The following is a 24,180-nucleotide window of genomic DNA, read 5'->3' on the forward strand; positions in this document are numbered from 1 at the left end:
CCTGGCTCGGATCATCAACAAGCCGGAGCAGGGCAAACGGAACCGGATATGAGCGAACCGCCAGTACGCACCGACAGTATCACAGCACCGCTACGTCACTCGATCTTCAGGCGAATCTGGCTCGCCAGCCTGCTCTCCAACCTCGGCATCCTGATCCAGGGCGTCGGCGCCGCCTGGGCGATGACCCAGATGACCGCGGAGGCCGACAAGGTCGCGCTGGTGCAGACCGCGCTGATGCTGCCGGTGATGCTGATCGCGATGCCGGCAGGCGCCATCGCCGACATGCATGACCGCCGCATCGTGGCGCTGGTGTCGCTGGCGATCGCCCTCTCCGGCGCCACCACGCTGACGGTGCTGGCCTGGCTCAATCTGGTGACGCCGAACATCCTGCTTGCGCTGTGCTTCGTCGTCGGCAGCGGCATGGCGCTGTTCGGCCCGGCCTGGCAATCCTCGGTCAGCGAGCAGGTGCCGTCGGAGACGCTGCCCGCCGCGGTCGCGCTGAACGGCATCAGCTACAACATCGCGCGCAGCTTCGGTCCGGCAATCGGCGGCATCGTGGTCGCATCCGCAGGCGCCGTGGCGGCCTTCGCGGCAAATGCGGTGCTGTATCTGCCCCTGCTCGTCGTGCTGTTCCTGTGGAATCGCGTCAGCGAGCCGTCGCGGCTGCCGCGCGAACGGCTGAACCGCGCCATCGTTTCCGGCGTGCGCTACATCACCAATTCGCCGTCGATCAGGATCGTGCTGACCCGCACCATGGTGACCGGCATCATCGGCGGCTCGGTCTCGGCGCTGATGCCGCTGGTGGCCCGCGATCTGCTGCATGGCGGCGCGCAGACCTACGGCATCATGCTCGGCGCCTTCGGCATGGGCGCGGTGATCGGCGCGCTCAACATCAGCGAGATCCGCAGCCGGCTCAGCGGCGAAGCCGCGATCCGCGTCTGCGCGTTGACGATGGGCGCGGCGATCGCCGCTGTTGCCGTGAGCAGGCAGCCGGTGATCACCGCCGCCGCGCTGGTGGTTGCCGGCGCGGTGTGGATGCTCGCGATCGCGCTGTTCAACATCGGCGTGCAGCTGTCGGCGCCGCGCTGGGTCGCAGGCCGTTCGCTGGCGGCCTTCCAGGCCTCGATCGCCGGCGGCATCGCAATCGGAAGCTGGTGCTGGGGCCGCATCACGGACCTCGGCGGCGTCGAGATGGCGCTGTTGATCTCCGCCGGGCTGATGCTACTGTCGCCGGTGCTCGGCTTCTGGCTCAGGATGCCGCCGATCGGCGCGCGCAACGAGGACGCGACCGATATGCTGGCCGATCCCGAGGTGCGGCTGCAGCTGACCGGGCGCAGCGGGCCGCTGGTGGTCGAGATCGAATACCGGGTGGCGCAGGACAATGCCCGCGCCTTCCACAATGTGATGCAGGACGTGCAGCTCAGCCGCCAGCGCAACGGCGCCTATGGCTGGTCGATCGCCCGCGACATCGCCGATCCCGAATTGTGGACCGAGCGCTATCATTGCCCGACCTGGCTCGATTTCCTGCGCCAGCGCAACCGCGCCACCCAGATCGAGCGCGCGCTGCATCAGAAGGCGGCCGACTTCCACATCGGCGCCGAGCCGATCCGCGTGCGCCGGATGCTGGAGCGTCCGTTCGGCTCGGTCCGCTGGAAGGACGAGACCCCGGACCGCGCCGCCAAGGAAGTGATCCCGGTAGTCGCGACCGCGGCGGGCAGCAGTACGTAAATCTCTCAATCGTCATTCCGGGATGGCCCGAAGGGCCAGGCCCGGAATCCATACTCACGATCGTGGTTATGGATTCCGGGCCCATCGCTTGCGCGATGTCCCGGAATGACGGTTGGTTAGTCTACTGCCCGTTATCGATGAGCGTCTGCTGGCAGGCCTTGCTGAGGCGGCTGCGGTGCTCCTTCAGGCAGGCCAGCACGACCTGATCGCCCTCGCTGAGATGGGCGCGGCAAAACCGCGAGGCGTCGCGTGAGCAGGCATCGCGCCCCTGCTGCTGTGCCGAGGCGGCCGACGTCAACAGAACCAGTGCAACGACGGCGAACAGAAATCGGGTCATCTTCAAAGCCTCTAAGGAATGCAACGCTGGTTCTATAGTGTTTCAGGGTCGCGAAGAAGCTCGAAACCGCCCGCGCGAACCGGCCGGTTCCGGTCCGGGGCGACCGCTCGAAGACGGCTTGCGTCTCGTCGCCGCAGGTCTGCCCCGTTAGATGCCGTGCAAGATCACTCGGCGGCGGCCCTGCGCTGCGCGGCGAGATCGCGGTCCAGCACGACGCGGCAGCCGCTGCTCAGCTGGGAGCGATTCTTGACCATGCAGGCAGTGATCCTCGGGATGTTCGGGATCTCCGCGCTGCACAGCCGGAACGCATCGCCCGAACACATCTGCTGCGCCTCGGCGCTGAACGCAAAGCTCGCGGTCGACGACAGCACGGAAACGGCTGCCGCAAACGCCAGCGTGACGCCGGCGCTGCGAACGGCACGTTCCAGAACCCGACTCTTCACGATGGTGGTCATGATCGGCTCCAATCGGCGCCGCAAATGGCGGGGCCCTCTGTTTGATGGGTCCGATCCTGCACGGCAGCGAGCTGACCGACTGTGATGGCCGTCACGCAGGCGTAAGCCGCACTTTTTCTTGCCCTTCCGGCGTCGTGTTGGGATCGCGTTAAGACCTTGTTGGCATTAATCGCTCGTTACGGGTGTGGCGTATCCTTGAGTTCCGAGAGAGTGTAGCGATGCGTAGTGCGTTGGGCCTGATGCTGGCCAGTGTTGTAGCGGCGATCGTGATCGCCGGCGTGTGGTTCTGGACCTCCTCGCCGCGTGCCGACGCGGCTCCTCCGCAGACAACTGCCGCAGCCAAGGCCGAGCCGCTTCCTGCGGCCGCGGCAAAGCAGGCTGCCAGGGACGATGTCGAGACGACGGCCGCGCTGTCGAAGCGCGCCGATGCCAGCCAGCCGGCAGCCCCGGCCGCTGCACCGGCACCAGCACCGGCCCCGGTCGCGGCCATGCCCAAATGTGCCAATCCCGATGCGCTCGGCATCACCCGCACCGTCGTCGTCGACACCACCGGCGGCCCGGGTTTCGGCTTCCTGCAGTACAAGCAGTATGACTTCCTGACCGACCATGAGGTCGTGCTGACTTTCGACGACGGTCCGTGGCCGACAACGCCCGCCGTGCTCAAGGCCCTGGCGGACGAGTGCACCAAGGCGGTATTCTTCCCGATCGGCCTGCACACAACCTATCACCCGGACATCCTCCGCCAGGTCGCCGCCGCCGGCCACACCATCGGCGCCCATACTTGGTCGCACGCGCATCTGGCGGGCAAGAAGATCACCGAGCAGCAAGCCAAGGACGAGATCGAGAAGGGTTTCAGCGCAGTGAAGCTGGCGCTGGGTGCGAACCCCGCTCCGTTCTTCCGCTTCCCAGCGCTGGCGCACACCCCGGCGACGACAGCCTATCTCGGCACCCGCAACATCGCGATGTTCTCGGTCGACGTCGACTCCAACGACTTCAAGTCGAAGAGCTCCGACGAGGTCATCAACAATGTGATGACCAAGCTCGACAAGGAGCACAAGGGCATCATCCTGATGCACGATTTGCAGAAGCACACCGCGCAGGCACTGCCGACGCTGCTGCGCAAGCTGAAGGCAGGCGGCTACAAGGTGGTCTGGATGAAGGCCAAGACCCAGATCGAGACGCTGCCCGAATACGACGCGATGATGGCGAAGACCGAGAAGCCGATCGCAACGGGCCGGCCGATAGGCAACGTCGTGCAGACGGTCGCCGAGTAACGCAGCGAACTCACTCAACGCAAAGCGCCCCTGGATCCGATCCAGGGGCGCTTTCGCTTTCCGATCGCAGCCACCTTCTGCTGGTCCGATACGGCCGAATGACCTTCAGCGCGCCGATGCGCCTCCGAGAGTGGCGCCATCGCGCCCGGTAGCTGCGGCTGCCACCAAATATCGAAAACAACCCCATGCGAAGTAGCCGGCGCCGGCGCTCGGCAAGGCGTGGCTACCAGTAAATCCCGTGGCGATGCAGCTCGCCGATGATGCGGCCCTCGGTCCAGCGCCGGGCGTGGCGGCGACGGCTCGACCTGTACGAAGTCGTCCGCTGCTCCGGCGCCGGCCTTGCGTATGACACCGCCGAAGGCTGGACATTCGCTTGCTGCTGCACGGGCGCCTGCTGCAAGGCCGGCTGGGCTTGCGGCTGCGGAGCGGGAGCCGCAACCGGCGCTGCCCGCTCGACATATTTTGGCGCTTCCGGCGGCATTGGCGGCGGCGCGACGGCGGGCGCCGCCGGCGCATCGGCAACCTTGTCCGCCGCATTGACCGAATTCGACGCGGCGGCCGGTAGCGAGCCTGCCCCGCCCAACGACAGGCTTCGTTCGCCGGCCTGCGCGGAAGCGGAAGCCAAAACCACCGCCGTGATCAGGATGAGTTTGCGCATTGTTGTTCTCCCGTTGGTGGCGGGAGACTAGCCACGTCGTCCGAGCCACAGTGTGAGCTGCTTCACGCAGCCATCGCGCGCCGCCTTCATCTCCCTGTGATCGTCAGTCCCAACAACGCCGCCACCTCGGCGGCGTCCTGGACAGAGTCATCTCCGCCTTCCCCGCCTTGCGGCAGCCTTGATCTGGATCAACGGCGGCTTCTCGTTGGGTCGTTCAATGGGATTGCAGGTTCGGTTCGTTGTGTACGTCGCATTTGCTTGCCTGAATATCCCAGCGCAGCGCGGCTCTTATGAAGACCTTCGATATCACGTATCGCTATAGCAGCGACGATGTCTCGATCAGGCCAACCCCGCCGGACAGTCATGCGGCTTTGCTGCGTCTGGAGCAGGGCAACAAGAGCTTCGCCACGTTCCTTGACTGCGACGAGGGGGCGAGCGTGGTACAGCAGATCATCCCGGTCGATCTGCGTGACCTGGGCCTGCCGGCCGACAGCGCCGTACCGAAGCAAAGACCGTTTGCGGCCGTGCTCGGCTGCTCGGACGCCCGCGTACCCGTTGAACTGATTTTCAACGAAGGACCCAATGATCTCTTCGTGGTCCGCGTCGCGGGCAACGGGCTGGGAATTGAGGTGCTTGGAAGCCTCAAATACGCCGTCGAGAATCTTGGCGGGAGCCTCAAGCTCATCGTCGTCCTCGGCCACAGCGGATGCGGCGCGCTCACGACAGCCGTCGATGTATTCCTGAATCCGCGTGAATACTTGCCGCTCGCGACCAAGCGTTCGCTCCGCAGCATTCTCGACGGCGTGCTGGTCGTGGTGCAGACTTCCGAGAGAAAGCTGGTCGCCGCGTTCGGGCCAGCGGTGGTACACGAGCCCGGATATCGAAAAGCCTTGATCGAGACGTCGATTGCCACCAACGCCGCGCTGGCTGCTTACTCAATACAAGAAGAATTGAGGAGCAACGCCTACACCGGGATCGAAGCGGTTTACGGCGTCTATCTTCTGGAGAGCCGCGCGATATGGGCTCCCCGTTCCAGTGATGCCGATGGGATTGGGCTGGCGGCGGCACCTCGAGACCTTGCAGCGTTTGTGGAACTCGGCAACGCCATCGTGCGCTCGCGGCGTATTGAATCGCTTGTGAACGAGAAAGATTGATCGGAGCCGTCTCCCCTTCCCTATCCGAACGGAGACCATGCCCGTGCCGGGAGACCAGCCGCGTCGGGCCCAGGATCCCATGAGCTGCATCACGCCAGGAGAATGGTAGCTGCCAAAAGGCTGGCATGGTTCAGCCGGATTGTTGAAACTCGGTCCTATCGGTCGGCTCGCATCCGCGTACGGTTGTGCACCTTGAGACACGGTCTCGGCGCAACGTCGTTTGCCTGCGCACGCCAGCGCCCACAGCACTGACTTGTGTGCCGCCCCTCAGGCGGGGAGCCGGGAATAGACTCGTCGATTTGGGTTTCTCCTTCGCACAATGCCTGAACTCTGGAGACCTCAGTGAGTGCATTTGAACAAGGTCGCGTACGGCCCGGCGACGATGGCTTGGCGAATGCGGCCGCCGAAAGGCTCCGTTCGATGATCCCGGCCGCCGGCGCGATCGCCTATCCGTTCCTGCTCGATGGATTTCATCTCGCGGTCTCTCCCGCGAATGGCCACCCCTCGCCTGGCCGGATGGTTCTGGCGGCGTTTTGCCTGCTAGCCGCGACGGCCGCGCCCTTGCTGGGTCTGGCCTGCGCCTATTGGATGACCAAGCTGGCGCCTTCGTCGTTCGAGCTGCGCGCCCGGCGGCTTGCGTATATCAGCATCGCCGCGCCGCCACTGTTCGTGTTGACCGGCGTCGGCCTTGGACTGCTGCACATCCCTGTCAGCGATGAGCTCGTCTGGGTCGCAGGTTGGCTCGCCGCGTGTCTTTACGTGCTGCTCGGCAACGAACAAGAGCGGCCGGCAACATCAACTGCGATGGCTCCGTCCATTGCCAGATGGCGTGTCACGCATGGCATCGCCGCGGCGGTCATCCTTCTCTATGTCGCGTTTCACCTCACCAATCACCTGCTGGGCCTGCTTGGACCGGAGGTTCATGGCGCCGTGATGAAGCTCGGCCGCACGGTCTATCGATCCTCCGTGGTCGAGCCGATGCTTGTCGCCTTGATGCTGTTCCAGGTCACCATCGGCGTGCGGCTTGCCTGGCGCTGGAGCTCGCGGCCGGCGGACGGATTCCGCGTGTTTCAGATCGGCTCCGGCGTCTACCTCGCGGCGTTCATCGTCACCCATCTGAACTCTGCATTCGTCTCGGCGCGGGCCGTGCACCACATCGACACCAATTGGGACTGGGCGTCGGGCGCACCGACCGGCCTGATCCACGACGCCTGGAGCATCCGCCTGGTGCCGCACTACGCACTCGGCGTCTTCTTCGTGCTCGCGCATCTCGCTTCAGGATTGCGCGGCATCCTGATCGCGCACGGCGTGACCACCGCGGTCGCTAACCGAATCTGGGCAACCGGGCTCGCAGCAGGCGCGCTGATCGCAATCGCGATCATGAGCGGACTGTGTGGCGCGCGGATCTAGAGCGTTTTCGAGCGAAGTGGGCACCGGTGCGCGTGAAGAAAACGCGTCAAAAATGCTCTAGGCAGCGCAAATCGTTTGATAGGCGGCCAATTGAAGCGCGACGACCCGCCGCGCGGAATGACACTTCTCAAACCACAGACGCGCGGCATCGCCGCGGCCATTGCCGTCCAGCGGGTCAGCAAGTACTTCGAAAATCCGGGCCGCGCACGTCTTTACGCTGTCGGCGGCTAGGCAGGGCGGCGCTACTCCAAAGAACTCCGCTGATTGGGTTTCATCAAGATTGGTTATGACTCGGCGTCCGAGCGCCATTGCTTCAAAGGTAACGCCGCCGATCGCCGGTATCCTGAACTGATCGACGACGACATCGCTCGAACAGTAAAGCTGTCGAAGCTCCGCCTTGTTCAACGACGGTATCCACGAAACCATCTCTTCAATTCGAAGTTCCTGAATCAGGTCCTTGCTTCGGTGAACGTCAACACCCCACTCGACCAGGATGATACGAAAATCGCGGTCGGTCTGCGCAACCTGCGCTGCCGCCCTCAGGAAAAGGTCATTGCCCTTCTGCATCGAAACAGGTGCAGCCTGCCAGTGATGGCGCGACGGACTAAAGAATGTGGTGACCTTGGGGTCCAGCTTCGGGATTTTGAGTCCCGCTCGAAAGGTTGAGATTTTTTCATCGTCGAAGGCATGCGGAAGATAAACGGTCCGCTCCCTCTTCAATTTCAGCCGCGCCACGGACGGCAGCACATCCGAATTGGTTACGAAGGAGAAAGCCGCATTCTTGTACGACGCCGAACAAAGAATGCCATTGTAGGTTTTCTCGAAAGGCAGTTCGCGCAACGTGCCGTGCTCGTAACACGTGTAATTCTTGAGCCCGTTGATGAACGGAATGAACCCGTCGATCGAATAGCCCTGAATGATGTCGTAGTGCTCCAATACGTCGGCGAATTCATTGGCAATGGTGGATGCGAAGGCTTCGACCAAGACCAGGGCTTCTGCCGGATAGTCCGTGAACTGTCGCAGCAGGTCACCAAGAAGCACCTCACGTTGCGAGGCGTTTCGATCCTCTCCCTTGCCGTAATTCTCGAAGTAGCGAAACTCCGGGCGGTCGATGATCTCCGGCTTGGTCACCACCAGAATTGCTGACGAACCGACGTCAGCGGCCGCGCTGTTGCCTGTAACCGGTGTCACAGCGTGGGGATCTGGGATCGTGAAGCCATCGCTTTCGCTTGCAACCGGCGTCGCGGCGTCAGGATCCGGCATCTCGAAGACGTCAGAAGGAAATTCGAAGTCATAGCGCGGCAAGCCGCGGCTGCGCCTCTGACTTCGCCAGATTGCGACCGCCAAACTCGGCCTGGCGGCAACGCCGCTTTCCGCCTCACGCCGCAAATGAGCAAATACATATTTCGTCAGCAGGGAACGATAGATCGATGTAAGGCCGCCTGGTCCTTTGGGATTTGGCGACCGCGAATCGCGAAACGTCGCATCTTCATTGCTTTCGCCTGTAGCCGGCGTCGCGGTGTCAGGATTCGGAGTTGTGAAGACATCGGCAGGAAACTCGAAGCCGAAACACGGCAAGCCGCGGCTGCGTCTCTGACTTCGCCAGATTGCGACCGCCAGACTCGGTCCGGCGACAACCCCGGTTTCCGCCTCACGCTGCAAATGAGCAAATACATATTTCGTCAGCAGGGAACGATAGATCGATACGAGACGGCTTGGTCCTTTGGGATTTGGTGACCGCGAATCGCCGAACGTCCGATATTTATCGCTTTCGCTTGCAGCCGGCGTCGCTGTGCCAGGACTCGGCATCGTGAAGACGTCAGCAGAAAACTCGAAGCCAAAACGCGGCAGGCCGCGGCTGCGTCTCTGACTTCGCCAGATTGCGACCGCCAAACTCGACCCGTCGACAACCCCGGTTTCCGCCTCACGCTGCAAATGAACAAAGACGTACTTCGCCAGCAAGGCGCGATAGGTTGATACGAGGCGGCCTGGTGCTTCGGGATTTGGATATTCGTTGGCGAGAGATCGGCTTTGCTCCGGCCGCGGATCTAGCGAGGCCGACTTTGATGAGGTCAGCGAAATCGGAGAGGATGCAGATTCAGGTTCTATGGTCACCCCTGGCAGGACGATGGTCGGCTGATCGGGCGGCTGCGGGATTGCCTTGCTTGCCTGGAAGTCCTGAAACTCGCGCGCAATTGAAATTGTATCTGCCAGATGCTCCGGCATCGGTGGACGGACCCGGCTCTCTGCGGCAGCGATGCCATCGAGCATCTCCCAATATCTTGCCTGCAACAGCGTCCAGAAAAATGCTGCGGCTCCGCTGTCACCGGCGTTCTTCGCACGAAGGTACGAGAGGCAATCGAGAACGGGACCTTGCACAAACCAATCCGGTCGACGCCAACCGCCCAACTCGGTGGCCCACCAATCCGGGAACATGTTGTCGACGTTGCCGTCGAAGCTTGCGGCCTCCCACTCCGGGCAACCCATGACGTGATAGTAGTTATAGCAAATGACGTCCGCTTCGATTCCGAAGCGCCGCTGAATCAAGGCATTGTTGTAGGCGTTGTTCGCGATGTTGCCGATATGCAAGACGCGCAGCGGGCGATCGTGGGCGCGTTGGAACTCCCTCAGGAAGGCAAGCTGTAGTTGAAAGTCGCTATCACGATCCTTCGGCACGAACGTCATTCCCCAGCAATCGTAGTTCAGGTATTAGGCTTCCGCGCGAGAACGCACAATCTACGAACACCGATTCCGCCGCGCTTATTCTGCTCCATGTCGCGCCTCATCTCACCAATCATTTAGTCGGCTTGCGCATCGGATGCGGTTGGTGTTGCGCTGGAGTTCGCGACCGGAGGATGTGTTCCGCGTGTTGCAGATCGGCTCGGGCGTTTACGTCGCCAGATTCACGTCACCCATCTGAATACCGCGTTCGTCTCGGTGCGGGCCGCGCATTCGGCGTTTTCTCCGTGTTTTCGCATCTCGCGCCGGGGTTGTGCCATGTCCTGACGCACCGCGGAGCCGCCACGGTCGCCAACCGGGCAGCCGGCGGACCGGTCGCGATCATATGCAGATTGTGCCGTGGGAGAATCCAGGCGAGTAAATCTCGCCTGCGCATCGAGACGGGGGATGTTCCTGAGGAGTGGTGCCGCAAGAGGGACTCGAACCCCCGACCCCGTCATTACGAATGACGTGCTCTACCAACTGAGCTATTGCGGCGAACCGTTCGGCAACGGTCTGACAGCGCGAACCTGATATCGGGCATGACCCCGATTGGCAAGGAAAACGCAGCTATTGAACCGCACACCGGTTATCTAACCGCCGATTAGCTTCCCAAACGTGACAGAAATCCGCGCCAACCGCCGATCTGGGCCTTGGCCGGGCCGATTTGTTCCGCAAATTCGTCCACGGCGCCGTCCTCGTCGACCCCGGGGTCGTCGGGGGCCCGGACGATGGGGATCACGGCCGGAATGGGCGCGGGCGCCGCCTTCGGCAGGTCGGTCCGGGAACGGAACAGGGGGGCGGGGGCCGGGGGAGCCGATTCGGCGGCCGGCGGCGGCTCCGGCACCGGCTCCGGGGCGGGCGGATCGGCCTGAATTGGGGCCGGGTCGACCTCGATCGCCGCCGGCACCGGGGTGTTGTCCTGCACAGGCAACGCGACCGGCTCGACGGGCTTGATATCGACCGGCTCAGGCGGCTTGGGCGGAGGCGGCTCGCTGGCGACTTCCTTTGGCGGCTCGACCCGGCGCGGCGCCAGCATCGCCTCCTCGAACGGCGAGGGCTCGATCGCATTGCCCTTGTCGGACGGCAGCGCCGCCACCGGCGTCTGCCACTGGAAGGCATCGAGACGGCCGGTGACCGGCGACACCGGACGCCAGCGGTCGGAGACGTAGCCGTCCGCGGTCCACACCGGATCGTGCAGCGCGCGCACCGCGCGCAAGGTCCAGGCCCGCGCCCGGCCGCCGTCGCCATGTTCGGTGCGCTCGAGCTCCGCCATCAGCAGCGCGACCCGCTGCGTCGGCGCTGCGGTGAACGGCTCCAGCGCCGCACGCGCCTTGGCGAATTCGGTCGCATCGATCGCGGCGCGCGCGATCGCCAGCGCGCCTTCGATATGCCCGGGCGTTTTCGCCGCCAGCGTCTCGACCCGCACCAGGCGCTGGCGCGCGGCATCGCCGAGCCGCACATGCGAATAGGCATCGGCGAGATCGGGATGCGGCTGCGCCAGCCACGCGGTCTCGACGATCCGCATCGCACGGCGCACCTGATGCGCCTCGCTCTCGAATTTGGCGGCAAGCACCGCGGCCGGGATCAGCGTCGGCGCCAGCTTGAGCGCCTCCATCACGCTCGAGCGCGACAAATCGCGATCGACGGTCTCGAACTCCAGCGCACGCGCCGTGAGCAGCACGCCGCGTTGCCGCCGATAGGTCGCCTTGTCGATCAACCCGGCGGCCTGGTTGTTGTCGATGATCGACAGCGCACCGGCCCAATCGCCCTTGGCGCAGCAGAAGCCGAGCACCGCATGCGAGGCCCATGACGACGACGGCGACATTTTCAGCGCTTCCTCGGCAATCATTACTGCCGCCACCGGATCGTCGGCGCGCTGCGCCTCGATGAACAGGCCGCGCAGGCCGAGCAGCCGCGTGTCCGCGCGCTCGGCCATGGCACGGAAGGCGCGCTGCGCGCCGTCGCGATCGCCGTCGAGCTGCGCCGATTGCGCGTGCAGCAACAGCGCCAACGGATCGCCGCCGGCGTGGCGCCGCGCCACTTCGGCATGCGCGCGGGCGCCTGCGGAATCGCCATGCCCGATCGCGAGCAGGCCTTGCGTGATGGCATGACGGCCACGCGCGTGGCGCCGCTCGCGCCTGCCGCGGCGGACGTGACCCGGGATCTTCCACAGGCCGCGCAGGATTACGCCGGCGACCATCGCAACGACGATGACGAGACCGAGCAGATACATCGGCTGCTTGGACGTGAAGCGCAAGCCGCCCCAGTTCAGCACGAGATCGCCGGGCTGATCGGCCAACCAGGCCGCACCCGCTGCAGCGAGCGCGATCAGCAGCAGGAACAGAATGATCCGGATCATCGAGAACCTATTGCAAGGATTTACTGGTTGACCGTGGCGAGCGCCGCCATGGCGTTGTCGGCAAATTTCCGCGACGCGTCGAGCGCGGCGCGGCGCGCGTCCACCTTGGCGAGCCAGGCTTGCGCCGCGGTGCGATCGGCCGGCGGCAACGACTTCAATTCGCGCTCGGTCAATGCGAGATCATTATGCACGGCGGCCGATGTCACGCGCGCGACGATGCTGCCGCGGTCGGTCCCGGTGCCGTCGGTCCGCTCGATCTGGATCAGGGTGGAGGCGCCGGCCTTCAAACGATCGACCAGCCCGGCGCTGGACGCCGCAGCTTCCGGCGGCGCGAGCTGCGGCACGATCTCGATCAGATCGCGGCACAGCTTGTTCGGACTAGGCACGCCTGACGCAGCGAAGACGTCGAGCGGCTTCAGCACGTCGGGATTGTCGGCGATCGCTTTCGCGGCCTCGAGCGCCGAGGCGTAGGGATCGCCGTGACGAACCGCGACGTCGAGCAGCGATGCCGCGACCACGCGGCGCAGCGGCACGTCGTCCGCCTTCGCCTCGGCCTTGGTGTCGGCGATCTTGCTGTCCTGCTTGGCGATCGCGGCACCCTGCGCCTTCACCGCACCCTCGACCTTGTCGATGCGTGCCGTGATGCCGGAGATGTCGGGCGCAGCCGCGCCATCGCGCGGCGCGGCCTTCACATCATTGACCGCTGCCGCAAGCTTGTCGGATTGCGCTCGCGCAGCAGCGAGCTCGGTGCGCAACGCGGCGATCGATTTGTCGAGCGCCTCCAGCCGCGCGGCCGCCGCGGGATCGGCGGCCGCAGCGACCGGTCTGCCGGCTTTCGATTCAAGCGCGGTCAGGCGCGTGCCGAGCTCGTCCACCGTTGCGGCGCTGGGCTGCGGCGCCGACGCCGGCGGCACCGCGGGCCAGCCGAGCAACCAGCCGACCCCGATCACCAGCGCTGCCGCGACCGCGCCCGATACCGGCGCCACCACCCAGGGAGATACCGGCCGTGACGGCTCGGCCTGGGACGCCGCGGCGGCGGGCTCGGGCTGCGGCTCGGCGTGGGGAGCAGGATCGGGATGAGGCTCCGCCTCGGGCGCGGCGGCCTCCGCTGCCTTGTCGGTATCCTTTGGGGCTTCCTCGCCCCCCTCGGCCTTTGGCGGCTCGCTGGAGATCTCGGTCGCCTGAAGATCGATGGTCGGCGGCGCGCGCTTGGGCCGGGAATCCGGCGAAGGTCCTGGGTCGTCGGGCCTTTCATCAGCCATCGCGAGGGTCCTCAAAACTACTGGCCGCACATTGTAGCAGAATCGGCCGACGTTCTTAGAGCACGATCCGAAAAACGGAGCATTGCCTAACATCATGGTCAGACGAAAGAATTATTCCGCTCACGGCCGCAGGGTGCGCACCAGCGCCTCCAGCAGGGCGTTTTCGTCCGGGCGCGCCGCCACCACCACCTTGGTCGCGCCGGCATCATGGAGCACCGCGGCGACCGCGGGCGAGATGCAGCATTGCGGCAGTGCGAGCGCCGAAATCTCGATTCCGTCGGCCCGTATGGTGTCCAGGAACGCCTGCGCGCTGCGGCGGGAATAATGCAGCACCGCGGTGATCCGGTTGCCCAGGAAGGCGTCACCGACCTCCGTCGGGAAGCCGGCCACCGGCGCCATCCGGTAGGTGGTGTGGGTGACGACGGTAAGCCCCGTTTCGCTGAGCTCGCCCGCCAGATCGCGCGACAGGTCGGCGCCGGCGAGATAAAGGAGCGTGGCTGACGCCGCGAGTTCGCCGGCCTTGACCCGCGCGAGCACGAGATCGCGCAAGCTCACCGCATCGCCCTTGGCCACCATCACCTTGTCGAAGCCCGCGGCGCGCGCGGCGTCGGCGGTGTGCGCGCCCACCGCGAACAGCGGCAGCCGCAACAGCCGGCTGCCGGCGAGATCGATGGCACGCGGCGCGTTGGCGCTGGTCAGGATAACCGCGTCATAATCCGCATCGTCGTCATGGAACGGTAACGGCTCGAAGCGCAGCACCGGCGCCGCGAGGGCCTCAAAGCCGCGTTGGCGCAGCGTCGCCAGCGTCGCGTCATTGTCCGGATGCGGTCGTGTGACAAGGATGGTCACGGATCAGGCCTCCCGCCCTGCGAATTGGACCTTGCCGACCGATTGCACTTCAAGACCTCGCAATGCTACCCCGGAGGGGACAGTTTGATGAACATGATCTTGCCGGAAACCGGTTCCGGCCTGTCCGGATCATGCTGGTAGCACAAGGGCCGAAATTGGGACACGAACCGCCGATGCTGGTGCTGGGGATCGAGACCACCTGCGATGAAACCGCAGCCGCGGTGGTCGAGCGCCAGGCTGACGGGCAGGCAAGGATCCTCTCCAACGTCGTGCGCTCGCAGATCGACGAACACGCCCGCTTCGGCGGCGTGGTGCCGGAGATCGCGGCGCGCGCCCATGTCGACCTGCTCGACGGGATCGTCGCCTCCGCCATGAAGGAGGCCGGTGTCGGCTACGGACAATTGTCGGCGGTCGCAGCCGCCGCCGGCCCCGGCCTGATCGGCGGGGTGATCGTCGGCCTCACCACCGCGAAGGCGATCGCGATGGTGCACGATACGCCGCTGATCGCGGTGAACCATCTCGAGGCGCACGCGCTGACGCCGCGGCTGACCTGCGCGCTGGCGTTTCCCTATTGCCTGTTCCTGGCCTCGGGCGGGCACACCCAGATCGTCGCCGTGGTCGGCGTCGGCGAATATGTCCGGCTCGGCACCACGGTCGACGACGCGATGGGCGAGGCGTTCGACAAGGTGGCGAAGATGCTGTCGCTGCCCTATCCCGGCGGGCCGCAAGTCGAGCGCGCAGCCGCCGGCGGCGACCCGACGCGATTTGCGCTTCCGCGCCCGATGCTCGGACGGCCCGATGCGAATTTCTCACTGTCGGGATTGAAGACGGCGGTGCGCAATGAAGCGAGCCGGCTGGAGCCATTGGAGCCGCAGGACATCAGCGATCTCTGCGCGAGCTTCCAGGCCGCGGTGCTGGAATCGACCGCGGATCGGCTGACCGTCGGCTTGAGGTTGTTCGAGGAGCGGTTCGGCACGCCGCGCGCGCTGGTCGCGGCCGGCGGCGTTGCCGCCAACCATGCGATCCGCAGCGCGTTGCAGGACGTCGCGGCGAAAGCGCAGACCACGCTGATCATCCCGCCGCCGGCGCTCTGCACCGACAATGGCGCGATGATCGCCTGGGCCGGCGCCGAGCGAATGGCGCTTGGGTTGACCGACACGCTGGAAGCGCCGCCGCGGGCCCGCTGGCTGCTCGATGCCAACGCCAAGGCGCCGGCCGGCCACGCCAACAGCCGCGCCGGATATTGAACTGAGGGTTCCGATGCCCGCGCATATGTCAGTCAGCGTGATCGGTGCCGGCGCCTGGGGCACGGCATTGGCCGAGGTCGCGGCCCGCGCCGGACGCACGGTGACGCTGTATGCGCGCAATGCCGAACATGCCGCGCAGATCCAGGCGACGCGGGTCAATCCGAAGCTGGCCGGTGTCCAGCTTCAGCCCGGCATCGCGGTGACATCGGATATTGCGGCGGCCGCGCATGCGGACATCGTCCTCGCGGTCACCCCGGCGCAGCATCTGCGCGCGGCGGTCAGCCACATTGCGTCGCACCTTGCGCCCGATACGCCCGTCATCGCCTGCGCCAAGGGCATTGAGCACGGCACGCACAAATTCATGACCGAGGTGATCGCCGAAGCCGCACCGCGCGCCGTGCCTGCGATCCTGTCGGGACCGAGCTTTGCCGACGACGTCGCGCGCGGATTGCCGACGGCCGTGACGTTGGCAACCACGGACGAGGCGCTGGCACGCGCGCTCGTCCAGGCGCTCGGCTCGGCGACCTTCCGGCCCTATCACACCACCGATGTGCGCGGCGTCGAGATCGGCGGCGCGGCCAAGAACGTGCTGGCGATCGCCGCCGGCATCGTCGTGGGCAAGAATCTCGGCGCTTCCGCGCTCGCCGCGCTGACCACGCGCGGCTTCAGCGAGCTCGCAAGATTGGGCCGCGCTTGCGGGGCGCGCACCGAAACCCTCGCCGGCCTCTCTGGATTGGGCGATCTCCTGCTCAGCTGCTCGACCGCGCAATCGCGCAATTTCGCGCTCGGCCTCGCGCTCGGTCGCGGTGAAGCGGCGCCGGTCGGCAAGCTCGCCGAAGGCGCGTTCACCGCGCCGGTGCTGTGCGAGCTCGCCGCTGTGCAGAAGGTCGATATGCCGGTGTCAAACGCGGTCGCCGCGATCCTGAGCGACCGGCTGACGATCAATGACGCGATCGAAGGCCTGCTGACGCGGCCATTCAAGGCCGAAGGCTAGCGCTTGTCGCATTGACGTTTTCTCCACGCGAACCGCTTCGCGCAATGACGCCTGATCACCGCGCCGTCGCGAAGGCGACGAGGTCGTGCAGTCCCGCCCCCGCTCCATCGGGCGTCACGCCGAGTTCCTCGGCTGATGCGTTGGTGCGGTTGACCCAAAAGGTCGGATAACCGAACCATTTTGCGCCGGCCACGTCCCATCCGGCGAATGCGGCGAAAATGATCTCCTCTTTCTTCAGTCCGAACGCGTCGACACCCATCTGATAGGCGCGCGCATCCGGCTTGAAGGCCGCGACCTTGTCGGTGCTGAGGTGTTCTTCGAACAGTCCCTCGAGCCCGGAATTCCTGATCACCGCGTCCAGCATCGGCGCGGTGAAGTTGGAGAGAAACGCCAGGCGCAAGCCGGCAGCACGAAGCTGCACGAGCGCCGGCGCGACGTCCGGCCACGCCTTGAGTTCCAGGTAGGTCTGCATCAGGCGGTCGCGCTGCTCGGGCGAGAGCGAGATCTTCGTCGCCTTCGCCGCGAACAGCAGCGCGTCCTCGGTGACGCGCCAGAAGTCGGCATATTTCCCGCCGAGCGTCCTGAGCCAGCCGTATTCGAATTGCCGGGTTCGCCACACAGCGCCCAGCTCCGCGCCCATGCCGGGGAACATCTCTTCCAGCCGGGCGGATACGGGACGGGGATCGATCACGGGGAAACCGTCGAAGGCGACCGCCCGAAAAGGCGAGCGGCCTGCCGCGCGCGACCGACCGGACAGCACTGTCGCAGCCGTGACGGAAGCCGCGGCCATGGTCGTAAACGTCCGGCGATCCAGAAGCATGTCGTCTCCCCGCATTGCGTGCAGCCAGCGTTCACACAATTGCGTGTTGGCACAATCGCCCGATTTCAGCAGAGATCATTCCGTGTTTCAGAACAATCAGGGAGGGGATGACGATGGATCGGCTCGATGAGCTCCGCCTGTTTCTCGCGATCGTCGACAGCGGACAATTTGCGGCCGCCGGCCGCAAATTCGCACGCTCCCCCTCCTCGACGACACGGATCGTCGCCGAGCTCGAGCGGCGCCTCGGCACCCGGCTGCTGCAACGGACCACGCGAAAGCTGTCGCTGACCGACTCCGGCGCGCGGCTTGCCGCGCAGGCGCGCCGCCTGCTCGCCGATTACGACGACGCGATCGATGGCGCCATCGGCGAGGCCGCAAGCCTGCGCGGCAACATCAAGCTGTCAGCGCCGACGCTGTTCGGCAGCCGTCACGTCGCGCCGCTGGTGCGCGGATTCCTTGAACGTCACCCCGACATCACGCTGCAACTGACGCTCGAGGATCGTCTGGTCGATCTGATCGACGAACGGATCGACATCGCGCTGCGGATCGGCCATCTGACGGACTCCTCGCTGAGGGCCCGGCGCGTCGGGGAAGTCCGGCGCATTGTCGTCGCAAGCCCCGATTATCTGAAGCGGCACGGTCGGCCGCGCAGACCCGACGATCTTGCGCAGCATCACGCCGTGACCTTCGTCAATCAGGCGAGCCCCGCGGCGTGGTTGTTCCAGAACAAGCAAGGGGCTCCGCAGAAGATCAAGGTATCGAGCCGCATGGAGGTCAACCGCGCCGAGACGGCGATCGGACTGACGCGCGACGGCATGGGCTTGACGCGCGTGCTGTCCTACCAGGTTGCGGATGAACTCGCGGTGGGGTCGCTGGTCCGCGTGCTGAGGGAGTATGAAGTCGCGCCCATACCGGTGCAGCTGATCTATCCCAGCGCACGCCTGATGGCGCCGCGCATTCGGAGCTTCCTGGATTTCGCCGCGGGTGAGCTACCGCAGACGGCGTTCAACCACCCATAGCGGGTCTGCGCCAGTCGCGCTTGACGGCGCAGACTTCCACGCGGAGACAACGCGCACTGTGCTAGCGTCGCGGCGACCGTCGGATCCCGTTCCAACAACAAGAAACCGAAACTTGGGGAAGTACATGCGTCAACCGCATCGCGTTATCGCTTCGATCAGCATTCTGCTTGCCGTCGCCACCTCCAGCACCACCACGCGCGCGCAAACGGCCGCACCTTACGACGAACTCGCCAAGCGCGAGGCTGCGGCGAACGCCGAGGATGGCAAGCGGGTCGCCCCGCTCAAATCGATCGGCAATCCCTCAAGTGACGTCTCGGCGGAGATGCAGGCGATGATCGGCGCGCCCTACCCGCCGCATTTCAACGCCGACCCGAAAACCCCTGCGGAGTGGAAGGAGCTGATCGACCGCCGCGCCAAGCTTTTGATCGCGGGCATTCCGGCCATGAAGGCGAAGCTCGGCGTCAAGGTCGAGGAAACCAGGATTGCCGGCGTGCACTGCTACGTCGTGACGCCGAACAAGATCGCGCTCGAGAACCGGCGACGCCTGCTGATCCACGTGCATGGTGGCGGCTACGTGTTCGGCCCCGGCGAAGCCGCGTTGCCGGAAGCCATCATGATGGCCGGCTTTGGCGGCTTCAAAGTGATCTCGGTCGACTACCGGATGCCGCCGGACTTCCCCTATCCGGCCGCGATGGACGACGCGATGGCGGTCTGGAAGGAGGTTCTGAAATCGCACGAGCGCCACCGGCTGGCGATCTTCGGCACTTCGACCGGCGGCGCGATGACGCTTGCGATGGTGTTGCGGGCGAGGGACGAGAAGCTGCCGCTGCCGGCCGCCATCGCGCCGGGCACACCGTGGTCCGACATCGACAGGATCGGCGACAGCTACGCGAGCAATGAGTGGGTCGACAACGTGCTGGTGACCTGGGACGGATGGCTCGGCCGCGCGGCCAAGCTCTATGCCAACGGGACCAGCTTGAAGAATCCCTACATTTCGCCGATCTACGGTGACTTCAAGGGCTTTCCGCCGACCATCCTGACATCGGGCACGCGCGACCTGTTCCTCAGCAACACGGTTCGCACACACCGCAAATTGCGCCGCGCCGGCGTGATCGCCGATCTCAATGTCTATGAGGGGCAATCCCACGCGCAGTACCAGATGAACATCGATGCGCCCGAGACCAAGGAAGCCTTCACCGACATCGCCAAATTCTTCGATCGATATCTGAAGCAGTGAGTGACGCCATCAAGACCGGATGCCCGCGCTTGTCGCGGGCGCCCGGGTGCCTGTAGATTGCCGCGCGATGAGCGATCGAGCACGGGGTGAGTTGCGATGAATTACTGGCTGGTGAAATCCGAGCCGTCGGTCTGGTCGTGGGACCAGCAGGTCGCCAAGGGCGCGAAGGGCGAAGCCTGGACCGGTGTGCGCAACTTCACGGCGCGGCAGAACCTCGTCAACATGAAGAAGGGCGACAAGGCGTTCTTCTATCATTCCAACGAGGGCAAGGAGATCGTCGGCATCGCCGAGATCGTCAAGGAAGCCTATCCCGATCCGACCGACAAGACCGCCAAGTTCGTCTGCGTCGACATCAAGGCCGACAAGCCGCTGAAGACGCCGGTGACGATGGCCGCGATCAAGGCCGACAAGAAGCTCGCCGACATGGCGCTGGTGAAATATTCGCGGCTCTCGGTGCAGCCGGTGACATCAGAGGAATGGAAGTACGTCTGCAAGATGGGCGGGCTGTAGCGTTCCGCTACTGTCGTCCCGGCGAAGGCCGGGACCCATAACCACTGCTCCGCATTATTGGAGCGCGCTGGGGCCACAGCTCGCTTCAACAATCACCATTTGGGGTAATGGGTCCCGGCCTTCGCCGGGACGACGGAGAGAAGCTTACGCTCCGGCCGCCATCACCACCTGCGCCAGCAACTGCTCGCGTTTGGACTGGGTGCGGTAACCGCCCATTGTCGCGGCGAAGCGCTCGAGGATGCCGTCTTCGAAGGCGGTGACGATGGTGTCGTGGACATAGCTCTTGCGGCAGATCGCCGGCGTGTTGGAGAGCTGGTCGGCGGCGGCGCGGATCGCATCCAGCACCTGGCGCTTGCGGCCGCGCTGGCTGGCGGCCGGCGTGATCCGCGACAGCGATTCCACGACGACGGCCGACGCCATCAGGGTGCGGAAATCCTTCAGCGAGATCTTGATGCCGGCGAGCTCGCGCAGGAACGCGTTCACCGCCGTGGTCGAGGCAGCGCGGACGACGCCGGAGCGGTCGTGATACTGGAACATGCGCTTGCCCGGGACATCGCGCAGAATGCCGATCGCACGCACCAGCTTGGCCGCGTCGCACTCCTTGCGCACGGCCTTGCCGCCCTTGGCCTTGAAGGTCAGCACCAGCGAATCATCTTCCAGCGTGACGTTGGACTTCAAAAGCGTGGTGGCGCCGCGGGTGCCGTTGAGGCGGGCATAGGATTCATTGCCGGGCCGGATCGCGGTGCGCGCGATCAGCTCGATCACCGCCGACAGCGCGAACTCGCGCGTCGGCTCGTCACCGGACAGGAACGCCGAGACCTTGCGCCGGATCTTCGGCAGCGCGGCGACGAGCTTGGCCAGGCGATGCGCCTTGCGCTGCTCGCGGACCTTCTCCCAGTCGGCGTGATAACGGTACTGCAAGCGGCCCGCGGCATCGCGGCCGACCGCCTGCAGATGCGAGCTCGGATCGCTGGAATAGCGCACCTGGCGATAGGCCGGCGGAACCGCCATCGCATGCAGCCGCCGGATCGTGCGCGCATCGCGGACGCGCGAACCATTGGCACGAACGAATGAATAATTCTTGCCGCGCTTGATGCGGCGAATGGTCAGCTCGTTCTGGTCGCCGAGCCGAAGACCGAGATCGCGCGCCAGATCCTCGACGGCGGGCGCGGCGAGCTTGAGCTTTGCCGACGGCTGGAGCTTGGCTCGTGGCGACTGCAACTTTGCCTGCGGCTGCTTGGGCCATTGGCCCAGCGCCTTCGCCAGGGCGACAGCGGGATCGGCGGACATGGGCCGCACAGCCGCGATGTTCTGCTGATCCATCATACTTCCAAGACGCCTTGTTCCGCTGTTCTCCCGGTAATGCCGTTGCTTCGGGCTTGGTTCCGGTTGGCCATCCGGCCTCGATTTCGCGATTTAGGGCGTCAGGGCTGACATTGCGAGTCGCGAATCGGTTATCAACGGTTTCTAATTACCTTTCATGGGTGCCATTCGCCCACTAACCTTGATTTTGGCCGCTCCAGGATCGGTCAAAATTGCGGGAGCCCGACTTGGGAACCGGGCTTTTGGGCGCGACCAGCACGACCTGGCTGCAGCAGGCAGGTCAGGCACCGTGCCGTTTCGTACCGGATCCCCGGACGGAGTCACCGCACCTCACGATCCACCCGGCTCTTCCGGACAGCGCCAGCCGCACAGGCGGTTCGGGCGAAATCGTCGGCGCAGATCGTCGCGGCGGCCCTGCGATCATTCATCGAAATGCGCGGCAGTTGGTCCAGCAGAATTGGCGTCTAGGCGCGTCGCAGTCAGCGTCACCTCGCACCCAAACATTGCTTTGAGGCTCTCCCATCTCGGCATCAGGCGGATCGCGGTCCGCGATTCTTTCGCGACAGCCGCCGTCCGCCGTGACGGCGTAGGACGCCGGCGAGTTGAGCAGAGAACGATACCACTACGACCAAGAGACCAGTGACCCGGAGCGGACGATGAAGCATAGGTTTCACTCGTCAACGAGGCGCGGTAAACCGCCCCATCAGATGAGGAAGCCGACGGGATGTCCGGCGGCTTCGACGCGACGAAAGTGACAGTCCTTTTTCCTTGCCGGGCCGGAATGCGGCAACGCATAATCGCGGCAATGATCAAGACGTCTTGCCGTCGCGTCGTTTGCGATCGGCAATGAGTGGAGGAAAGCGATGTCCGAGAAGATCTATGACGTGTCGGCCGACTGGGCCAAGCGCGCCTATATCGATGACGCCAAATATCATGAGATGTACGCGCGCTCGGTCAAGGACCCCAACGGCTTCTGGGCCGAGCACGGCAAGCGGATCGACTGGATCAAGCCCTTCACCAAGGTCGAGAACGTCTCCTTCGCGCCCGGCAACATCTCGATCAAATGGTTCGAGGATGGCGTGCTGAACGTCGCCTGGAATTGCATCGACCGCCATCTCGAGAAGCGCGGCGACCAGACCGCGATCATCTGGGAGGGCGACGACCCCTCCGAATCCAAGCACATCACCTACCGCCAGTTGCACGACGAAGTCTGCAAGATGGCCAACATCCTGCGCACGCGGAACGTCAAGAAGGGTGACCGCGTCACGATCTATCTGCCGATGATTCCGGAAGCGGCCTACGCCATGCTGGCCTGCGCGCGGATCGGCGCGATTCACTCGGTGGTGTTCGGCGGCTTCTCGCCCGACAGCCTTGCCCAGCGCATCAAGGACTGCGATTCCAAGGTGGTCATCACCGCCGACGAAGGCCTGCGCGGCGGCAAGAAGGTGCCGCTGAAGGCCAATGTCGATGCCGCGATCGCAAAAACCGGCGGCGTCGATTGGGTCGTGGTGGTGAAGCGCACCGGTGGCAAGATCGACATGAACCCGACCCGCGACCTCTGGTATCACGAGGCCGCCGAGATGGTGACGACGGAATGCCCGGCCGAGCACATGCATGCCGAGGACCCGCTGTTCATCCTCTACACCTCGGGTTCGACCGGCACGCCGAAGGGCGTGCTGCACACCTCGGGCGGCTATCTCGTGTTCGCGTCGATGACGCATCAATACGTGTTCGACTACCACGACGGCGACATCTACTGGTGCACCGCCGACGTCGGCTGGGTCACCGGCCACAGCTACATCCTCTATGGACCGCTCGCCAACGGCGCGACCACGCTGATGTTCGAGGGCGTACCGAACTACCCGGACAATTCGCGCTTCTGGAACGTGGTCGACAAGCACAAGGTCAACATCTTCTACACCGCGCCGACCGCGATCCGCGCGCTGATGCAGGGCGGCGACGAGCCGGTGAAGAAGACCTCGCGCAAATCGCTGCGCCTGCTGGGTTCGGTCGGAGAGCCGATCAATCCGGAAGCCTGGGAGTGGTATTACCGCGTGGTCGGCGACGACCGCTGCCCGATCGTCGATACCTGGTGGCAGACCGAGACCGGCGGCATCCTGATCACGCCGCTGCCTGGTGCGACCAAGCTGAAGCCGGGATCGGCGACGCGGCCGTTCTTCGGCGTGGTGCCTGAAATCGTCGATGCCGACGGCAAGACGCTGGACGGCGAGACCTCGGGCAATCTCTGCCTGACGAAGTCATGGCCGGGCCAGATGCGCACGGTCTATGGCGACCATGCGCGGTTCGAGCAGACCTATTTCTCGACCTACAAGAACAAGTACTTCACCGGCGACGGCTGCCGGCGCGATGCCGACGGCTACTACTGGATCACCGGCCGCGTCGACGACGTCATCAACGTCTCCGGCCACCGCATGGGCACCGCCGAGGTCGAGAGCTCGCTGGTCGCGCACGAGGCGGTGTCGGAAGCCGCCGTTGTCGGCTACCCGCACGACATCAAGGGCCAGGGCATCTACGCCTATGTCACACTGATGAAGGGCACCGAGCCGACCGAGGCCTTGCGCAAGGAGCTCGTCGCCTGGGTCCGCAAGGACATCGGCCCGATCGCCTCGCCGGACCTCATTCAATTCGCGCCCGGCCTGCCGAAGACACGCTCCGGCAAGATCATGCGCCGCATCCTGCGCAAGATCGCCGAGGACGAGCCGTCCAGCCTCGGCGACACCTCGACCTTGGCCGATCCAGCCGTGGTCGACGACCTCGTACAGAACCGGCAGAACAAGAAGTAGTCCGGCAACGGCAATATCG

The 24,180-nt window shown here is 65.0% G+C and carries 19 protein-coding genes and 1 tRNA gene; 10 read left to right on the top strand and 10 right to left on the bottom strand.

Annotated features, from left to right (window positions below; translation table 11 throughout):
- The first annotated feature begins 48 nt into the window (after positions 1–48).
- Entirely contained in the window at positions 49–1,728 is a 1,680-nt protein-coding gene (locus BraRD5C2_RS21315; RefSeq protein ID WP_223971136.1) for an MFS transporter, read from the top strand.
- Positions 1,729–1,849: 121 nt separating this feature from the next.
- Here BraRD5C2_RS21315 and BraRD5C2_RS21320 read toward each other — a convergent pair whose 3' ends face one another.
- A complete protein-coding gene (locus BraRD5C2_RS21320) occupies positions 1,850–2,065 on the bottom strand; it encodes a cysteine rich repeat-containing protein (RefSeq protein WP_212320160.1) in 216 nt (71 codons plus the stop codon).
- A gap of 164 nt (positions 2,066–2,229) precedes the next feature.
- Positions 2,230–2,520 carry a hypothetical protein gene (locus tag BraRD5C2_RS21325; RefSeq protein WP_223971138.1) on the bottom strand — a complete coding sequence of 97 codons (291 nt, stop codon included), beginning with the start codon at positions 2,518–2,520 and terminating at the stop codon, positions 2,230–2,232.
- A 218-nt stretch (positions 2,521–2,738) separates the two neighbouring features.
- On the opposite strand from BraRD5C2_RS21325, the gene BraRD5C2_RS21330 reads away from it, so the two are divergent.
- Positions 2,739–3,794, top strand: coding sequence for a polysaccharide deacetylase family protein (locus BraRD5C2_RS21330; RefSeq protein ID WP_223971140.1), 1,056 nt, complete (start codon positions 2,739–2,741; stop codon positions 3,792–3,794).
- A 223-nt stretch (positions 3,795–4,017) separates the two neighbouring features.
- On the opposite strand, the gene BraRD5C2_RS21335 is transcribed toward BraRD5C2_RS21330, so the two are convergent.
- Positions 4,018–4,452, bottom strand: a complete 435-nt coding sequence (locus BraRD5C2_RS21335; protein WP_223971145.1) for a hypothetical protein — start codon at positions 4,450–4,452, stop codon at positions 4,018–4,020.
- Positions 4,453–4,742: 290 nt separating this feature from the next.
- On the opposite strand from BraRD5C2_RS21335, the gene BraRD5C2_RS21340 reads away from it, so the two are divergent.
- Both BraRD5C2_RS21340 and BraRD5C2_RS21345 read left to right on the top strand, forming a co-directional pair.
- Positions 4,743–5,606, top strand: a complete 864-nt coding sequence (locus BraRD5C2_RS21340; RefSeq protein WP_223971146.1) for a carbonic anhydrase — start codon at positions 4,743–4,745, stop codon at positions 5,604–5,606.
- A 342-nt stretch (positions 5,607–5,948) separates the two neighbouring features.
- A complete protein-coding gene (locus tag BraRD5C2_RS21345; protein WP_223971148.1) occupies positions 5,949–7,016 on the top strand; it encodes a hypothetical protein in 1,068 nt (355 codons plus the stop codon).
- A 57-nt stretch (positions 7,017–7,073) separates the two neighbouring features.
- Here the strand turns inward: BraRD5C2_RS21345 and BraRD5C2_RS21350 are convergent, their stop codons facing one another.
- The 5 genes from BraRD5C2_RS21350 to BraRD5C2_RS21370 form a co-directional block, all read right to left on the bottom strand.
- Positions 7,074–9,701 (bottom strand): glycosyltransferase, encoded by a 2,628-nt coding sequence (locus BraRD5C2_RS21350; protein ID WP_223971150.1) that lies wholly within the window; start codon positions 9,699–9,701, stop codon positions 7,074–7,076.
- Positions 9,702–10,156: 455 nt separating this feature from the next.
- Positions 10,157–10,232, bottom strand: a tRNA-Thr gene (locus BraRD5C2_RS21355).
- A gap of 106 nt (positions 10,233–10,338) precedes the next feature.
- Positions 10,339–12,096: a heme biosynthesis protein HemY gene (locus BraRD5C2_RS21360; RefSeq protein ID WP_223971152.1), complete on the bottom strand. Its 1,758-nt coding sequence runs from the start codon at positions 12,094–12,096 to the stop codon at positions 10,339–10,341.
- Between the two features lie 20 nt (positions 12,097–12,116).
- Positions 12,117–13,358 (bottom strand): COG4223 family protein, encoded by a 1,242-nt coding sequence (locus BraRD5C2_RS21365; RefSeq protein WP_223971154.1) that lies wholly within the window; start codon positions 13,356–13,358, stop codon positions 12,117–12,119.
- 120 nt (positions 13,359–13,478) lie between these two features.
- A complete protein-coding gene (locus BraRD5C2_RS21370) occupies positions 13,479–14,207 on the bottom strand; it encodes a uroporphyrinogen-III synthase (RefSeq protein ID WP_223971156.1) in 729 nt (242 codons plus the stop codon).
- Positions 14,208–14,380: 173 nt separating this feature from the next.
- On the opposite strand from BraRD5C2_RS21370, the gene tsaD reads away from it, so the two are divergent.
- Together tsaD and BraRD5C2_RS21380 are read left to right on the top strand one after the other, a co-directional pair.
- Complete coding sequence (tsaD, locus tag BraRD5C2_RS21375) at positions 14,381–15,454, top strand: tRNA (adenosine(37)-N6)-threonylcarbamoyltransferase complex transferase subunit TsaD (protein WP_223972491.1); 1,074 nt, start codon at positions 14,381–14,383, stop codon at positions 15,452–15,454.
- A gap of 13 nt (positions 15,455–15,467) precedes the next feature.
- The gene (locus BraRD5C2_RS21380; protein ID WP_223971158.1) at positions 15,468–16,448 is read left to right on the top strand and encodes an NAD(P)H-dependent glycerol-3-phosphate dehydrogenase; all 981 of its coding nucleotides are present in this window, start codon (positions 15,468–15,470) and stop codon (positions 16,446–16,448) included.
- 55 nt (positions 16,449–16,503) lie between these two features.
- Here the strand turns inward: BraRD5C2_RS21380 and BraRD5C2_RS21385 are convergent, their stop codons facing one another.
- Entirely contained in the window at positions 16,504–17,268 is a 765-nt protein-coding gene (locus BraRD5C2_RS21385) for a haloacid dehalogenase type II (RefSeq protein ID WP_223971161.1), read from the bottom strand.
- A 113-nt stretch (positions 17,269–17,381) separates the two neighbouring features.
- Here BraRD5C2_RS21385 and BraRD5C2_RS21390 point away from each other — a divergent pair, with 113 nt between their 5' ends.
- The 3 genes from BraRD5C2_RS21390 to BraRD5C2_RS21400 all read left to right on the top strand — a co-directional run bounded on the left by BraRD5C2_RS21390 (position 17,382) and on the right by BraRD5C2_RS21400 (position 20,034).
- Positions 17,382–18,287 carry a LysR family transcriptional regulator gene (locus BraRD5C2_RS21390; RefSeq protein ID WP_223971164.1) on the top strand — a complete coding sequence of 302 codons (906 nt, stop codon included), beginning with the start codon at positions 17,382–17,384 and terminating at the stop codon, positions 18,285–18,287.
- A 124-nt stretch (positions 18,288–18,411) separates the two neighbouring features.
- Positions 18,412–19,524, top strand: coding sequence for an alpha/beta hydrolase (locus BraRD5C2_RS21395; protein WP_223971167.1), 1,113 nt, complete (start codon positions 18,412–18,414; stop codon positions 19,522–19,524).
- A gap of 96 nt (positions 19,525–19,620) precedes the next feature.
- A complete protein-coding gene (locus BraRD5C2_RS21400) occupies positions 19,621–20,034 on the top strand; it encodes an EVE domain-containing protein (RefSeq protein WP_223971169.1) in 414 nt (137 codons plus the stop codon).
- A 144-nt stretch (positions 20,035–20,178) separates the two neighbouring features.
- Here the strand turns inward: BraRD5C2_RS21400 and BraRD5C2_RS21405 are convergent, their stop codons facing one another.
- On the bottom strand, positions 20,179–21,360 hold the full coding sequence (locus BraRD5C2_RS21405; protein WP_223971170.1) for a DNA topoisomerase IB: 1,182 nt from the start codon (positions 21,358–21,360) through the stop codon (positions 20,179–20,181).
- An 860-nt stretch (positions 21,361–22,220) separates the two neighbouring features.
- Between BraRD5C2_RS21405 and acs the strand changes: the two genes are divergently transcribed.
- A complete protein-coding gene (gene acs / locus BraRD5C2_RS21410; protein WP_223971172.1) occupies positions 22,221–24,161 on the top strand; it encodes an acetate--CoA ligase in 1,941 nt (646 codons plus the stop codon).
- The last annotated feature ends 19 nt before the right edge of the window (positions 24,162–24,180 follow it).

Origin of the sequence: Bradyrhizobium sp. RD5-C2, assembly GCF_019972155.1 — a bacterium.
Lineage (GTDB): Bacteria > Pseudomonadota > Alphaproteobacteria > Rhizobiales > Xanthobacteraceae > Bradyrhizobium.